The sequence below is a fragment of the Acidovorax sp. LjRoot38 genome, from assembly GCF_964252975.1.
GTDB lineage: Bacteria > Pseudomonadota > Gammaproteobacteria > Burkholderiales > Burkholderiaceae_C > Acidovorax > Acidovorax facilis.
In genome coordinates this window covers 1-14,315 of the sequence record NZ_CAXUPT020000011.1, presented here as the reverse complement: position 1 = coordinate 14,315, position 14,315 = coordinate 1, and the positions used below count along the sequence as shown (strand labels likewise).

12 protein-coding genes are annotated in these 14,315 nt (G+C 66.0%); 5 read left to right on the top strand and 7 right to left on the bottom strand.

Annotated features, from left to right (window positions below):
• Positions 1-11 precede the first annotated feature (11 nt).
• The 5 genes from ACSQ22_RS18755 to ACSQ22_RS18735 form a co-directional block, all read right to left on the bottom strand.
• A complete protein-coding gene (locus ACSQ22_RS18755; protein ID WP_436131210.1) occupies positions 12-2,552 on the bottom strand; it encodes a cation-translocating P-type ATPase in 2,541 nt (846 codons plus the stop codon).
• A 100-nt stretch (positions 2,553-2,652) separates the two neighbouring features.
• Positions 2,653-2,817 (bottom strand): rubredoxin, encoded by a 165-nt coding sequence (locus ACSQ22_RS18750; protein ID WP_055398177.1) that lies wholly within the window; start codon positions 2,815-2,817, stop codon positions 2,653-2,655.
• A gap of 31 nt (positions 2,818-2,848) precedes the next feature.
• Positions 2,849-3,613, bottom strand: coding sequence for a cytochrome b/b6 domain-containing protein (locus tag ACSQ22_RS18745; protein ID WP_436131209.1), 765 nt, complete (start codon positions 3,611-3,613; stop codon positions 2,849-2,851).
• Between the two features lie 157 nt (positions 3,614-3,770).
• Positions 3,771-4,295, bottom strand: a complete 525-nt coding sequence (locus ACSQ22_RS18740; protein WP_176886358.1) for a diheme cytochrome c — start codon at positions 4,293-4,295, stop codon at positions 3,771-3,773.
• 10 nt (positions 4,296-4,305) lie between these two features.
• Positions 4,306-4,710 carry a DUF1924 domain-containing protein gene (locus tag ACSQ22_RS18735; RefSeq protein WP_176886357.1) on the bottom strand — a complete coding sequence of 135 codons (405 nt, stop codon included), beginning with the start codon at positions 4,708-4,710 and terminating at the stop codon, positions 4,306-4,308.
• A gap of 117 nt (positions 4,711-4,827) precedes the next feature.
• On the opposite strand from ACSQ22_RS18735, the gene ACSQ22_RS18730 reads away from it, so the two are divergent.
• From ACSQ22_RS18730 to ACSQ22_RS18720, 3 genes are all read left to right on the top strand, one after another.
• Positions 4,828-5,205 (top strand): PepSY domain-containing protein, encoded by a 378-nt coding sequence (locus ACSQ22_RS18730; protein WP_431149592.1) that lies wholly within the window; start codon positions 4,828-4,830, stop codon positions 5,203-5,205.
• 125 nt (positions 5,206-5,330) lie between these two features.
• A complete protein-coding gene (locus ACSQ22_RS18725) occupies positions 5,331-6,005 on the top strand; it encodes a response regulator (protein WP_121420496.1) in 675 nt (224 codons plus the stop codon).
• Complete coding sequence (locus ACSQ22_RS18720; RefSeq protein WP_436131208.1) at positions 6,002-7,429, top strand: sensor histidine kinase; 1,428 nt, start codon at positions 6,002-6,004, stop codon at positions 7,427-7,429. Before ACSQ22_RS18725 ends, ACSQ22_RS18720 begins: the two co-directional genes overlap by 4 nt.
• 334 nt (positions 7,430-7,763) lie before the next feature.
• Here the strand turns inward: ACSQ22_RS18720 and ACSQ22_RS18715 are convergent, their stop codons facing one another.
• Entirely contained in the window at positions 7,764-10,145 is a 2,382-nt protein-coding gene (locus ACSQ22_RS18715; protein ID WP_436131207.1) for a DUF1631 family protein, read from the bottom strand.
• Positions 10,146-10,250: 105 nt separating this feature from the next.
• On the bottom strand, positions 10,251-12,332 hold the full coding sequence (locus ACSQ22_RS18710) for a sodium-translocating pyrophosphatase (protein WP_121420493.1): 2,082 nt from the start codon (positions 12,330-12,332) through the stop codon (positions 10,251-10,253).
• 259 nt (positions 12,333-12,591) lie between these two features.
• Here ACSQ22_RS18710 and ppa point away from each other — a divergent pair, with 259 nt between their 5' ends.
• Both ppa and ACSQ22_RS18700 read left to right on the top strand, forming a co-directional pair.
• Positions 12,592-13,128 carry an inorganic diphosphatase gene (gene ppa / locus ACSQ22_RS18705; protein WP_055398170.1) on the top strand — a complete coding sequence of 179 codons (537 nt, stop codon included), beginning with the start codon at positions 12,592-12,594 and terminating at the stop codon, positions 13,126-13,128.
• A 275-nt stretch (positions 13,129-13,403) separates the two neighbouring features.
• Positions 13,404-14,315 (top strand): MCP four helix bundle domain-containing protein (locus tag ACSQ22_RS18700; RefSeq protein ID WP_436131206.1); only part of this gene is annotated, 912 nt, incomplete at its 3' end.

Here is a 14,315-nt window from a genome sequence, read left to right as displayed (position 1 = left end):
TGGCGGGATGGTCAGACGGTCGGATGATTGTGCGCCAGCGTTGGGGGGCCGAGCCATCGTTTGTTGGCTGCAAAGAGCCCTGTCAATGTCAACCCGGCCACCATCGCCATGAGCCAATACAGGGGCGGCAACGGCGCAAACTTGAAGGCTGAGGCCAGCCAAGGTACTGTGGTGATGGCAGTCAGCGCCGCCAGTGTGCCGCCCAGCACCCACAGGCTGACGGGTGTGAGGCCCGCCCACAGGCTGCGCCAGCTGGTCTGGTTGCTGCGGCTGGGCAGGATGAGCGCTGCGTTGGCAGCCACCAGCACCACGAAGGCGACCGTGCTGGCCGTGGCGGCATGCGCGGCCTGGCCCAGCAGCCAGGCATAGAGGCCCACCACGGCAGCCGTCACCACGCCGCCCTGCACCAGGCTCAGCAGGATGTGGCGGGCTGAAAGCAAGGGTTCATCGGCGCGGCGCGGCGGCTGCTGCATAAGGTCGGCCGCACCTTCCTCGGCCTCAAAGACGATGGAGCAGGCCGGGTCGATGACCAGTTCCAGAAACGCAATGTGCAGCGGTGCCAGCACCAGCGGCAGCCCAAACAGCACCGGCAGCAGCGCCAGCCCGATGATGGGCACATGCACGGCGAGCGTGTAGACCATGGCCTGGCGCAGGTTGGCAAAGGTCTGCCGCCCCCGGTGGATGGCCTGAACAATGGCTGCGAAGTCGTCGTGCAGCAGCACCAGCGCTGCGGCCTCGCGCGCCACGTCGGTGCCGCGCTGGCCCATGGCGATGCCGATGTGGGCGGCCTTCAGGGCGGGGGCGTCGTTCACGCCATCGCCCGTCATGGCCACCACCTCACCCTGGGCCTTGAGGGCTTCGACCAGCGCCAGTTTCTGGTGCGGCTTGATGCGTGCAAACACGCTGACCTGCCGGACTTTGCCGGTGAGCATGTCGGGGGACATCAAGGCCATTTCATCGCCGGTGACGACCTGGTCGTGGGCGATGCCCGCCTGGGCTGCAATCGCGCGTGCGGTGCGGGGGTGGTCGCCTGTGATCATCACCACGCGGATACCCGCCTGGTGACACTCTGCAATCGCCTGGGGCACCTCGGGTCGCAAGGGGTCGGCCAGGGCCACGAGGCCCAGCCATTCAAAGTCAAAGTCGTGCTGAATGCCTGGCCAGTCGTCTTGCACGCGGTGCCGGGCCTTGGCCACGCCCAGCACCCGAAGGCCCCGATCGGCCAGCCGGGCGGCCTGGGCGCTGACGGTGGCGCGCTCGGCGTCAGGCAGGTGGCACAGGTCGGCCACGGCTTCGGGCGCACCCTTGGTGGCCACGGTGTCGTGCGCGGATGTGCCATCGCGCCACAAGTGGCTCATGGCCAGCAGCTGGGGCGAGAGCTCATATTCGCGCGCCAGCGACCAGGCGGGGTGCAGGTGCTCGGTGCCTGCCAGATGATTCCCCGCCATGCGGTGAAAGGCCTGCTCCATGGGGTCGTGCGGTTCGATCTCGCTGGCCAGCACGGCGTATTCGAGCAGTTCGTGAAAGGCCTCTGGCAGCGCCGTGCCACCTGCTTCGGCTGCTTTTTCGGGCAGGTTCTGCACATCCAGCTCCTCGCCCGCAATGCACAGTGCGGCCACGGCCATGCGGTTTTGCGTGAGGGTGCCGGTCTTGTCCACGCACAGCACGGTGGTCTGCCCCAGCGTTTCGATGGCGTTGAGCCGCCGTGTCAATACCTGCTGCGCCGCCAGCCGCCGTGCAGCCAGGGCCAGGAAGACGATCATGATCACCGGCAGCTCTTGCGGCAGGATGCCCATGGCCAGCGTGATGCCTGCCAGCACGGCTTGCAACGCGTCGCCGCGCAGTGCCCAGAACAGGGTCACCAGCAGCACGCACAGCGACAGGCCGATCAGCACGAGCTTGTGGGTGAGCCGTGCCATTTCTTCACGCAAGGGCGAGGCCTGCAGCGCAATGGTGTCGAGCGACTGGCCAATGCGGCCCAGTTCGGTGTGGCGTCCCACGCCAGTCACCCGCAGCAGGCCCTGGCCGCTGACCACCAGCGTGCCTGCAAATACCTTGTCGGCAATCTGCTTGGCCACGGGCTCGGACTCACCGGTCAGCATCGATTCGTTGGTGGCCAGTTCGTGCGCCTGCAGCAGGGTGCCGTCAGCCGGGATGCGGTCGCCCTCGGCAATCATCAGCAGGTCCTCGCGCACCACATCGCGGCCTGCGATGCGCACCATGGTGCCGCCTCGCAGCGCCAACGCGCGGGGGCTGGAGAGGTCGCGCAGGGCGTTCAGCGCGTTGTCGGTGCGGCGCTCCTGCAGCACCGTGATGGTCATGATGATCACCACAAAGCCCAGCAGGATCAGGGCCTCGTGCGCGTCGCCCATTGCCAGGTAGATGCCGCCTGCGCCCAGCAGCAGCAAGAACATGGGCTCGCGCACCACGTCCCAGGCCATGTCGCGCAGCGTGCGGCGCTGGCTGATGCCCAGTTCGTTGGGGCCTTCTTCACGCAGGCGCTGGACGGCAACGGCCGGGTCAAGGCCAGTCGGTGGGGGTTGTGCGGGCATCTGGGGGCGTGGGGAGTCTTGAGGCGATCTTTCTTATACCTTTGATCGGTGAAAGTGTCAGTGTGCTGGTGCAGCTGTTTCCCAGATCACACCTTGCACCTCACACCTCGCACAGCACAAAGTCTGCCTTGCCCACATTGCACTCTGGGCACCGCCAATCGTCGGGCACATCGGCCCACAGGGTGCCTGGCGCAATGCCCTCATCGGGCAAACCCGCAGCTTCGTCATAGATCCAGCCGCAGACCACACACATATAGATTTTCATGGGTTGATCCTGATAGTAGTTTTGACGGGCTTCAGTCGTCATCGTGGTGTCTGCTGCGCTCGCTCGTCGTGCCGCTGGCAATCAAACCATTGGGCGATTGCTGCCACTCCCATGCGCCAAAGGCCAGCACTGCCAGCAGCAGCGCTGCCGCCAGCCAGGTGCGGTTTTTCTGCACCAGGTTGGGCCCGGGGCCTTCCACGCGCCCGGTCAGCATGGGCAGCGCCTGATTCTTGCGCCGCAGCATGCTCAGGCCGGAAATCAATGCGAGGTGGGCCAGCACGACAAACAGCATGGCTTCTCCGAAGAACTCGTGCACTTCTTCGATCCAGTCGCCACCCAACACGTCGCCCCAATCGTTGTAGGTGGCATAGCCGCTCAAGGTGATAGGAACGACCAGGACCAGCAGCAGCACCACCGCGAGTGTCATCAGCATGTTTTGCCCCTGGCGCCAGTTCACCTGGCTCACCTGGCTGGCAGAGCGTGCTTGGGACAGGGTGCGCAGCCATGCGGGAGCACCGGCCAGCTTGCGCCACAGCAGGCCCAGGCCCGAAGTGCGCGGGCCAAAGACTCCGTACAGCACGCGAAAGCCCAGCAGGCCCGCCATGGTGTAGCCCAACGTGACGTGCAGCAGCCGCCAGTGCTCGCCATCGGCGGTCGCGTAGGCGCCCACAAAGCAGAGCGCAAACAGCCAGTGGAACATGCGCGTGGGCGCGTCGGTGACCCGGCGGCTGGGGCCCTTGGCAGCGGCTGGCTGCGCTGCGGCGCTGGCGGGTTGGAGGGAAGGGGTGTTGTTCATAGTGTTTTCCTTGATGGGATGCATCTCAGATTCAACGCAGAGCGAGAGCGGCGAACAGGGCTCAGCGAAGCGGTTCTGGCTAGGCGCTGTGTCGCAGGCAGTACGGCCAGTACGACAAGACACAGCAACGACGCCAGAAGAGTCCTGTTCACCGCTCTCAGTCGTTCCAGGCGCGGCGTGATCGGGCATCCAGCCCCGCCGGCATGCGCAGGTCGTGGTCGTCAAATTGCCCTTGGTCGGCACCCGTGTGGCAGGCCGCGCAGTTGGCGGCGCTTTTCACGCTGGCAAGCTTCCAGGCGGCGGGCTCGATCTTTCGGTGTTTGCGCTCAAACCAGGCCGAGCGGGTGATGCGGTCCTCGGGAGGCTCTTCGCTCACGCGCTTGTAGGTGCCGGCGTGGGACTGCAGCCACTGGTTGAGCTGGCGCACGGTGGCCGCGTCCAGCGATGCGTCGGTGCCATAGTGCTTGTCGAGCCCCGTCATCACGCGGTTCCACGACGCGGCGGGCAGCAGCCCGGGTGGGTAGGCGGTGTGGCAGGCGGCGCATTCCTGCGTGTAGGCGCTAGGCACGTTGCGGGGCATGGCGCGCCCGCTGTCCGCATGGGCGCTGGAGATTGACAGCAGGGTCAGTGCGCACACAGCGGCGGCCAGGGCCGCAGGGCGTAGGGGGGCAGGTTTTTTCATGGTGTCGGTCTCAGGGCTTGAGGGCGTTGAGGTACGCCAGCACATCGGCCTTCTCCACAGCCGTGCATTCGCGACTCAGCACGTCGTTGCAGTTGCGGCGAAACCACTTGTCCACCTTGGCGGTGTCGGTAAAGGCCTTGGGGTTGAAGGCAGGGGCCAGGGGCGCTATCGACTTGCCGGTGCTGGCGTGTTTGCCCTGCGCGGTGGGCGGCGTGCCGTGGCAGGATGCGCAAGACCACTCGCCGCCGTGCCGGGTGGTGAAGAACACCTTGCCCTTGTCGGCATTGCCGGGGCTGCCTGCCTGCGCGCTCCAGTGCGCGAGCTGCTGGGCGGCGGTGGTGTCGGCTGCGTGGCTGGGGCTGGCTGCGGCCCAGAGGCACAGTGCAGCCAGGGCCAGAGTGCGAACGGTTGTCATCGTGGTGTCCTTGTAGGTGTTGGTTGTCCTATGCAGCCATTGTTGAAACCCCAGCCTGAACGGCGCGTGAAAGAGCTGTTCATCGGCCGTTCAGACACTGCGCGGGACAATGCACCCATGCTTTTTTCCCCCCACCGTGCTTCAGAGCGCCGCCACGCCATGCGCTGGGGCGCGGCAGCTTGTCTGCTGTGGGCGGCAGCGGTATTCGCACAAAACGCCTTGGCCAGCGGCAAGGACGACCACGACCGCGCCCGCCAGGCCGTGCAGGCGGGCCAGGTGCTGCCGCTGCCTGCAGTGCTGGAGCGCCTGCAGCGCGAAGTGCCCGGCCAGGTGCTCGAAGTGGAGCTGGAGCAGGAGCGGGATCGCTGGATTTACGAGATCAAGCTGCTCACACCTGCGGGGCAGTTGACCAAGGTCAAGCTCGATGCACGCACGGCCGAGGTGCTGCGCGTCAAATCGCGCGACGATCAACGTACCGGCCGAGAACACCGCTAAGACTGCCCCGCGTGGGCGCATGCCCATGCAAGCAGACGATGCTTCCAATCGCCCGATTTCGCTCCAACCCTTCGGGCAAGGTACTTGTGCGACCCTAAAAAAACACTGAACAGGTTCTAAAGCCCATGCGCATCCTCCTCGTAGAAGACGACACGCAGCTGCGCACCCAGTTGCGCACCGCGCTGCAAGGTGCGGGCTACACCGTGGACGAGGCCGACAACGGGCGCGACGCGCAGTTTCTGGGCGAGACCGAAGCGGTGGATGCCGTGGTGCTGGACCTGGGCCTGCCGGTGGTGGATGGGCTCACGGTGCTCAAGCGCTGGCGGGCCGAGGGGCGCAACATGCCGGTGCTGATCCTCACCGCGCGCGACAACTGGCACGAGAAGGTGGCGGGCATTGATGCGGGTGCCGATGACTATCTGACCAAGCCCTTTCACCTCGAAGAGCTGCTGGCACGCCTGCGTGCGCTGATCCGCCGCGCCAGCGGGCTGGCGTCTGCGGTGCTGCAGTGTGGCGACTGGTCGCTGGACACCCGCAGCGGCCGCGTCACCTGCGCGGACCAACCCGTGGCACTCACGGCGCACGAGTACAAGGTACTCGACTACCTCATGCACCGCCCTGGCGTGTTGGTGTCACGTGCAGAACTGACCGAACACATCTACGCGCAGGACTTTGACCGGGACTCCAACACCATCGAAGTCTTTGTGGGGCGCCTGCGCAAAAAACTGCAGTCGCCGTCGGCCAGCGCGGCCCGTATCGAGACGGTGCGTGGCATGGGCTACCGCCTGGTGCCGCCATGAAACGGGGCGCGAACCGCGGCGGTTTGCGCTGGTCACGTTCCCTGCGGTTTCGGCTACTGGCCGTGACCGTGGCGGGGCTGACGGTGGCGGTGGTGCTGGCGGGCCTGGTGCTGAGTGGGCTGTTCCGCGAGCATGTGCAGCGCCAATTCGAGGCGGCCCTTGTGCAGCAGCTGGACCAGGTCACGGCGCGGCTGGAGTTTGATGCCCAGGGCCAGCCGGCGATTGCCGCGCAGGCTTTGTCAGACCCGCGCTGGCTCAAACCCTATTCGGGCCTGTACTGGCAGGTGGACGCCATGGCGCCCGATGGGCGCGGCCGGGCTGGGGTGCTGCGTTCACGCTCCTTGTGGGACACCAGCCTGGCCCTGCAGGTGGATGCGCTGGCTGACGGTGCCGTGCATGTGCACGAAGTGGCAGGCCCGCAGGGCGCGCCCTTGCTGGTGCTGGAGCGCACCGTGCGTGCCGAGGGCACGGATGCGGCGCGCTGGCGCCTGATCGTGGCGGCCGATCTGCAGGCCACCCAAGCGGCCACCGCGCAGTTCACGCGCGTGCTGGCGCTGTCGCTGGCGGCCCTGCTGGTACTGCTGGCAGCGGCCGCGTGGGCCCAGGTGGCCGTGGGCCTGCGGCCTCTGCAGGCGTTGCAGCGGGGCTTGCAGGATGTGCAGCAGGCACGCACCACACGGTTGCAGGGCGCATTCCCTGCCGAGATGCAGCCGCTGGTGGATGACTTCAATGCCGTGCTGGAACGCAATGCAGAAGTGGTGGAGCGCGCGCGCACCCAGGCAGGCAATCTGGCGCACGCCCTGAAAACCCCGCTTTCGGTGCTGGAGAACGCGGCCTGCGCGCCAGCACCCAGCGATGGCGCAGCGCTGGCTGCACTGGTGCGCGAGCAGGTGCAGGTGGCGCGGCGCCACATCGACTGGCACCTGGCGCGATCCCGCGTGGCTGCATCGGCACACCTGCCCGGCCAGCGCACGGCGCTGGAGCCGGTGGTGGGCGGACTGGTGCGCGTGATGAACAAGGTGCATGCCGGGCGCGGGGTGGACATCACGGTGGCGCTGCTCGATGCCCCGCTGTTCTTTGCGGGCGAGGCGCAGGACCTACAGGAAATGCTGGGCAACCTGCTGGACAACGCCTGCAAATGGGCGCAGTCCACCGTGCGCTTGCAGGCGCAGGTCCTTGGCGGGCAGCCGTCCCAGATGGTCGTCAGTGTCGAGGACGACGGCCCCGGCATCGGTGCGGCGCAGCGTGCGCAGGCGGTGGAGCGTGGCGTGCGGCTGGACGAAACGGTGCCGGGCACGGGGCTGGGCCTGGCCATCGTGCAGGACCTGGCGGCCCTGTACGGCGGGCGGCTGGATCTGGAGCCTGCCGACCTGGGCGGCCTGCGTGTGGTGCTTGTGTTGCCCGCCGCTCGGGAGACGGCGTAAGAAGCCCGCCTGTCAGCGAGAGAGGCGTAAAAAAGCCCGCCGAAGCGGAAGGACGTAAAAAAGCCCGCCGAAGCGGAAGGACGAAAAAAGCCCGCCGAAGCGGGCTAAGGCCCTGACAAATCCCTTCAATCTCTCGAATGTCGCAAAGCCTTGGACTGGACGCCCCCAGCGTAGCACCCCCGTTGGAGTTTGACTACCCGGGGAACACCAGGGTGTGCCGCGAAGGTGGCAGGCCTCGGCTGGATAGCCAACGAGATGGGGTAGGCATTTCTATGAAAAATTGGCTCTAGCGCTTATCCATCAAGCGTTATAAGCTATGTTTTTAGGAGTAAATTCATAGCCTGCTCTCCACGCTGTTGCGCATGGCCGCCTGTGCCACGGCGTCCAGGGCGCCGTCCACCACGGTCTGCTCGGTCAACACCTGCACGGCGCCCTGGTGGAAGAGCCGCTCCAGCAGCCGCAGGGTCATCGATTGGGTCCGGCCCGATGCGCTGGTGAAGAGGAAAAGCTGGCCTTGCGAGCCGATCCAGGACAGCTGGGTGCGTTCCCACTGGCCTGCCACTTGCAGGTTGACCCAGGTCCCAACAGCCAATGGGGCCAAGGGCGCGCTTGAGGCCAGGTGGGGCAAAGTGGCCGGGCCGCTGGTGGTGCTGGTGGATTCGGGCACAAGCTCGGCGCTCTCCGATACGGGGGACTGAGAGATATCCACATAGCCCGACTCCCTGGCCTCGGACGGGGCGACCCACGGATCGTCATCCTCCAGCGGGGCGGGCTGCGCCACAGCCGGTGGTTGGGGCGGCGGGGCGGGGGGCTTGGTGGCCACCCGGGGGCCGGGCTTGAAGGCCTGCTGGTGCAGTTCCATCAGCAGTTCGAAGACGGCCTCGGTTCGTGCAGCCGGGTAGTCGATGGACGCCAGGCCCTCGCGCAGCTTGGCCAGCAGTTTGGGCAGCAGGCGCGCCAGCTGGCCTGTGTTCGCGCGGGTCAAGGCGGGCTGCGTGCTCCAGATCAGGGCGTCCACCAGCTCCTCGTAGCGGCCTGGGTCGGCGCTGCGGGTGGTGTCGGTCAGGCGCGCCTGGGCCATGACTTGGGACCAGGGGCCGAGCAGAAAACGGGAAATTTCGTCGGGCACCTTGCCGAAATCAGGCCGCAGCGAGAGGTCGCGCGAAATCCGGGCGGCCAGCAGGTGGCGCTGTTCAGCGTGCTGCAAGGCCTCGATGGCGCGCTGGCGTTCCTGTTTGCGCTGCTGGTCCTTTTCTGCCCATTTGGCGTGCAATTGCTGGAGCACGTGCTCGAAATCGTCGGGCCCGTCGATGGTGGCGGTGGCCAGCGGACCCGCGATGTTCATGAGCGAGCGCATGAAGCTCTGGAAGCCGGGGGCTTCGGGGCTGTTGAAGGCCAGGCTGCGGTCGGTGATGTCTTGCAGCAGTCGGCGCGCGGGGTGCTCCTTGTGGCTGAAGAAACGGGGGTCGGCTACGGCCAGCTGTATCAAGGCCGGCTCCAGCGCGCGGATGAACTGTTGCACCGGCCACAGCAGCCGACCATCGCGCGCGATGTTGTCCACCATCAGCGCCACCACCTCCATGCTCAAGGCCTCTCCCAGTCCGCCGGAATGTTTGCGCGGCGGGGCTGCAGGGCTGCCCTCTGTGCTGCTGCCGACCTGCTGCGGGCGCTGGCCCCCCAGTCGCTCCATCATGTGGCCGACCTGGTTCATGGCCTGCAGCGCTTCGAAGGCGGCGGGCACGGTGGCTGCGAAGTCCGTGGCGGGTGGGTCGATGGGGGGCAGCTGGTTGGGGTTATCGAACTCGCGTGCGAATTGGTCCGCGAAGCTCTCGTCTGAATGGGGGGAGGGCGTGTGTGTTGGCGCCGACGTGGGGGCCGGGTTCTCGCTGAACTCGCCCAGCAGCAGGCGGCGCAGGCGGTCGAGTGTGAGCAGGGAGTCGGCGTGGCCTTCCGCTGTGGACAGGTCGTTGTCTGCTGCAAAGCCGGGGGATGCACCGCCTTCGGTGGGCGCCACGTAGACCACCTGGCCATCGGCCTGGCGCATCGCATAGCCCACGGGCTGCACGCCGCTGAGCTTGAGCCGATCAATCTGCGCCAGATAGAGCCCCCGCAGCTCCGTGCCCAGCGCCTGGGCCATGGGGCCCATCCAGTCGTGCCGCACCTGCGGCGTGACCTGCATCTGCGACACCACGGTCTGCAGCGCCTGTAGAAAGACTTCGGGGCGCAGGGGGTTGTGCTCCGGCTGAACGCGGGCCAGGCCCAGGGCCGCGCACACTAGGGCGTCGAGGTCGGCCAGCGGCCCTTCCACGGCCGAGATCAGCACCTGCCGGGCGCGGGCGCGCTCCACGCTGTCGTTGATCTGCGCCTCGTCCATCAGTTCAAGGTCGTCGAAATGGACGGTGAACAGGGAGCGTGTGGGCTTTTCCTCGTTCTGTGCCGCCTCCTGGTCGAGTGCCTTGCGCAGCGCGTCGGGGTAACGCTCGCCCATCACGGACGTGAGCCGCGACAGCTGCTGCCGCGCTTCGTGCATGGCGTTGTGTTCGCCCGGTGTGCGGGCCTGGTCCTGGCGCGTGAGCAGGGACATGCGCGTGGCCTCGGAGACGCGCTCCATCAGGGGCCGGGCCTGTGCCAGCACGTCGCGCACGATGTGCTGGTAGGGCGTGGTGTCGCTGGCGGAGGGGGCAGGGGCCGACGGTGTGGTGTGTTTCAAGGCCATCTTCTGGGAGGACGGGAACCGGTGCCCGCCATGGTACGCGGCAAAAAGGGGCCCGCGGCCCCTTGTTTACCTGGATTCCCGGCTTGTCAGACCGGGGCTGTGGTTTCACCCACCGTGAAACTTGACCACCAGCGGCACGATGAGCAGCGCCACGATGTTGATGATCTTGATCAGCGGGTTGATGGCCGGGCCGGCCGTGTCCTTGTAGGGGTCGCCCACGGTGTCCCCGGTCACTGCGGCCTTGTGGGCCTCGCTGCCCTTGCCGCCATGGTGGCCGTCCTCGATGTACTTCTTGGCGTTGTCCCATGCGCCGCCGCCCGTGCACATGCTGATGGCAACGAAGAGGCCGGTGACGATGGTGCCCATGAGCAAACCGCCCAGCGCCTTGGGCCCCAGCAGCAGGCCCACCACGATGGGCACCACCACAGGCAGCAGGCTGGGGATCACCATCTCCTTGATGGCGGCGGTGGTCAGCATGTCCACCGCCTTGCCGTATTCAGGCTTGGCGGTGCCCTCCATGATCCCGGGAATATCGCGGAACTGTCGGCGCACCTCCACCACCACGGCTCCGGCCGCGCGGCCCACGGCCTCCATCGCCATGGCGCCGAACAGGTAGGGGATCAACCCGCCGATGAACAGGCCGATGATGACCAACGGGTCGGACAGGTCAAACGTGATGGCCTTGCCGTAGCTCTCCAGCTTGTGCGTGTAGTCGGCAAACAGCACCAGCGCGGCCAGGCCCGCCGAGCCAATCGCATAGCCCTTGGTCACGGCCTTGGTGGTGTTGCCCACGGCGTCCAGCGGGTCGGTGATGTCGCGCACGCTGCTGGGCAGCTCGGCCATTTCGGCAATGCCGCCGGCGTTGTCGGTGATGGGGCCATACGCATCCAGCGCCACCACGATGCCCGCCATGGACAGCATGGACATGGCCGCCACGGCAATGCCGTACAGGCCCGCGAGCTGGTAGGCCGACAGGATGGCCAGGCACACGAAGATCACCGGCCAGGCGGTGGACCGCATGGAAACGCCCAGTCCTGCAATGATGTTGGTGCCATGGCCCGTGGTCGATGCCTGCGCGATGTGCTGCACCGGCGAATACTGCGTGCCGGTGTAGAACTCGGTGATCCACACCAGAGCAGCCGTCAACACCAGCCCGGTGGCGCAGGCACCGAACAGCTTCATCTGGCTGCCGGTGGCGGTGATGGAGTTGTCCGGCATGATCCAGACGGTGACAAAGTAGAAGGCGACGAGCGAGAGCGCACCCGCAATCGCCAGGCCCTTGTACAGCGCGGGCATCACATTCTTCATGCCGGGCGAAGCCTTGACGAAGAAGCAGCCAATGATGGATGCAATGATGGACACGGCCCCCAGCGCCAGGGGGTAGACCACGGCGTTGACGGGCGCGGTGGCCACCAGCAGCGCGCCCAGCACCATGGTGGCGATCAGCGTCACCGCATAGGTCTCGAACAGGTCGGCCGCCATGCCGGCGCAGTCGCCCACGTTGTCGCCCACGTTGTCGGCGATCACGGCGGGGTTGCGCGGGTCGTCTTCAGGAATGCCAGCCTCCACCTTGCCCACCAGGTCGGCGCCCACGTCGGCGCCCTTGGTGAAGATGCCGCCGCCCAGGCGCGCAAAGATCGAGATCAGCGACGAGCCAAACGCAAAGCCGATCAGCGGGTTGAGCAGCGTGGCGAGGTTGGCCGTGGGTGTGAGGTTGCCGTTGCCCGCCAGGAACCAGTAAAAGCCCGTGACGCCCAACAGGCCCAGCCCCACCACCAGCATGCCGGTGATGGCCCCGCCGCGAAACGCCACGTCCAGTGCCGGTCCAATGCCGTGGGTGGCCGCCTGCGCGGTGCGCACGTTGGCGCGCACCGACACGTTCATGCCGATGAAGCCACAGGCCCCCGACAGAAAGGCGCCCAGCACGAAGCCAACGGCCGTCGTCATGTCCAGAAAGATGCCAATCAGGATGGCCAGCACCACGCCCACGATGGCGATGGTCTTGTACTGGCGGGCGAGGTAGGCCGCCGCGCCGGCCTGGATGGCGGCGGCGATCTCCTGCATGCGGGCGTTGCCCGGGTCTTTGGAAAGAATCCAGCCCCGAGCCCAGATGCCGTAGGCCACCGCGATGAGCCCGCAAACGAGGGCGAGGATGAGAGGGGATGTCAGTGCTGAACTTGCAGCCATTCAATTCTCCTAGGGTTGTGTTGCACGGAGGGGGACCAACGCATCGGTGGCATCCCCGCTGCGTTGCTTCCTCGTGCTCCCCGTGCGTTGTGCGGTAGGAGTCGATTGGCCAACAGGCCCAATTTACAGGCAAACGCCGGTTTGCAAGCGGGCAGAAAGGGGCGTGCGCCTAAAATCAGGGTTAATCCCGACGGTTCGTTGCGCTGTGTCAGCGTCGGCCGCTTCGCGGGTTACCGTCAACAAACCACTCTCCAAAGACATGTCCCTCAACAACGTCCCCCCAGGTAAGAACGTCCCCGAAGCCTTCAACGTGGTCATCGAGATCCCGATGAACTCTGACCCGATCAAGTACGAAGTGGACAAGGAATCGGGCGCGATCTTCGTGGACCGTTTCATGACCACGGCCATGCATTACCCCACCAACTACGGCTACGTGCCGCAGACGCTGTCGGGCGACGGCGACCCGGTGGATGTGCTGGTGATCACCCCCTACGCGCTGCACCCCGGTGTGGTCGTGCCGTGCCGCCCGCTGGGCATCCTGATGATGGAAGACGAGGCCGGTGTGGATGGCAAGGTCATTGCCGTGCCCACCTCCAAAGTGTTGCCCATGTACGACCACTGGCAGAACATCGACGACGTGAATGCCATGCGCCGCAACGCCATCGCCCACTTCTTCGAGCACTACAAGGACCTGGAAAAGGGCAAGTGGGTCAAGGTGCTGGGCTGGGAAGGCATTGACGCCGCCAAGAAGGAAATAACGGACGGCATCGAGGCTTTCAAGAAGTCGAACGCCTGAAGAAAATTGGGTATCAAATAGCCTCAGGGCTTTTGGGGTAAAGCAGGTGTAGCTACAAATACAATAGCATTCCAGCGTCCCCGAAAAAAGGCATGCGCGCCACAAGCCCGCATGCTTTTTTTTGGCCGCGCGGTGTTGTTCTTAAGGGGAAAGCCCACTTTGCAGCGCGGCAGGCACTGCTAGACTGCATTTGGTTACAAGTATGCGGTGCTGAGCAATACAGATTGGCATGCGTCGAAGTGCCTTTTGGGCAAACGCAATGTGAAGGGTGATCCATGAGAGTTTCCGATCTGCGCATCGGCGTCAAGCTGGGAGCGGGATTTTTGGCGGTGGTGCTGTTCACCACCTTGCTGGGTGTGATGGCGCTGGTGCAGATGTCCCGCATCCACCAGGGGGCGGACCAGATCGCCACCAACTTGCTGCCCAGCGTGGCGCAAACGGGGGAGCTGCGCGTGTTGCTCAACCGCATGCGGCGCTCCGAGGCGGGGGTGGTCACCTCGCGCAGCGTGGCGGAAGTCAAGGCGTTTTCCGAGCAGGTAACCCTGCGCCACAAGGATCTGAACAAGGTCGAGGTTGCGTACGAGGCCCTCATCGACATGGACAAGGAGCGCGAGGTCTATACCGCCTACAAGCAGCGCAAAGCCGAGTACATCAAGCTCCAGGCCAAATTGCTGGAGATCGCCTCGGGCGTGGACTTCACCAACGCCGAGACGCTGGAACTCACCGGCGACGCCCTGGGCATGCTCTATGCGGGCGAGTCGGAAGCCGCTTTTGTCGCCGCGGCAGAAACGCTGGGCGAACTGCAGAAGATCAATTCCGAGGCCGCGTTGCAAGCCAGTGCCGAAGGGCGTGAAGTATTCGCCACGGCGCGCCTGTGGCTGCTGGGCACCCTGGCGGTGTGTGTGGTGCTGGCGGCCTTGCTGGGTGTGGGCATTACACGCACCGTCTCCCGGCCGGCCCACCATGCTGTGCGGGCGGCCCGCGCAATTGCCGAGGGCGACCTCACCACCGAGGTGCCGCCTGGCGGCAAGGACGAAATGGGCCAGTTGCTCACCGCGCTCGGTGACATGCGTGCCAACCTGGCGCACGTGGTGTCCGGCGTGCGCAGCAACGCGGAAGGCGTGGCATCGGCGAGCTCACAGATTGCCTCGGGCAACAACGACCTGTCGGCACGCACAGAACAGCAA

What these genes read in the sequence shown, in the direction of transcription:
- ACSQ22_RS18755 (WP_436131210.1), bottom strand. Translation starts at nt 2,552, where the DNA reads ATGCCCGCACAACCCCCACCGACTGGCCTTGACCCGGCCGTTGCCGTC.
- ACSQ22_RS18750 (WP_055398177.1), bottom strand. Translation starts at nt 2,817, where the DNA reads ATGAAAATCTATATGTGTGTGGTCTGCGGCTGGATCTATGACGAAGCT.
- ACSQ22_RS18745 (WP_436131209.1), bottom strand. Translation starts at nt 3,613, where the DNA reads ATGAACAACACCCCTTCCCTCCAACCCGCCAGCGCCGCAGCGCAGCCA.
- ACSQ22_RS18740 (WP_176886358.1), bottom strand. Translation starts at nt 4,295, where the DNA reads ATGAAAAAACCTGCCCCCCTACGCCCTGCGGCCCTGGCCGCCGCTGTG.
- ACSQ22_RS18735 (WP_176886357.1), bottom strand. Translation starts at nt 4,710, where the DNA reads ATGACAACCGTTCGCACTCTGGCCCTGGCTGCACTGTGCCTCTGGGCC.
- ACSQ22_RS18730 (WP_431149592.1), top strand. Translation starts at nt 4,828, where the DNA reads ATGCTTTTTTCCCCCCACCGTGCTTCAGAGCGCCGCCACGCCATGCGC.
- ACSQ22_RS18725 (WP_121420496.1), top strand. Translation starts at nt 5,331, where the DNA reads ATGCGCATCCTCCTCGTAGAAGACGACACGCAGCTGCGCACCCAGTTG.
- ACSQ22_RS18720 (WP_436131208.1), top strand. Translation starts at nt 6,002, where the DNA reads ATGAAACGGGGCGCGAACCGCGGCGGTTTGCGCTGGTCACGTTCCCTG.
- ACSQ22_RS18715 (WP_436131207.1), bottom strand. Translation starts at nt 10,145, where the DNA reads ATGGCCTTGAAACACACCACACCGTCGGCCCCTGCCCCCTCCGCCAGC.
- ACSQ22_RS18710 (WP_121420493.1), bottom strand. Translation starts at nt 12,332, where the DNA reads ATGGCTGCAAGTTCAGCACTGACATCCCCTCTCATCCTCGCCCTCGTT.
- ppa (WP_055398170.1), top strand. Translation starts at nt 12,592, where the DNA reads ATGTCCCTCAACAACGTCCCCCCAGGTAAGAACGTCCCCGAAGCCTTC.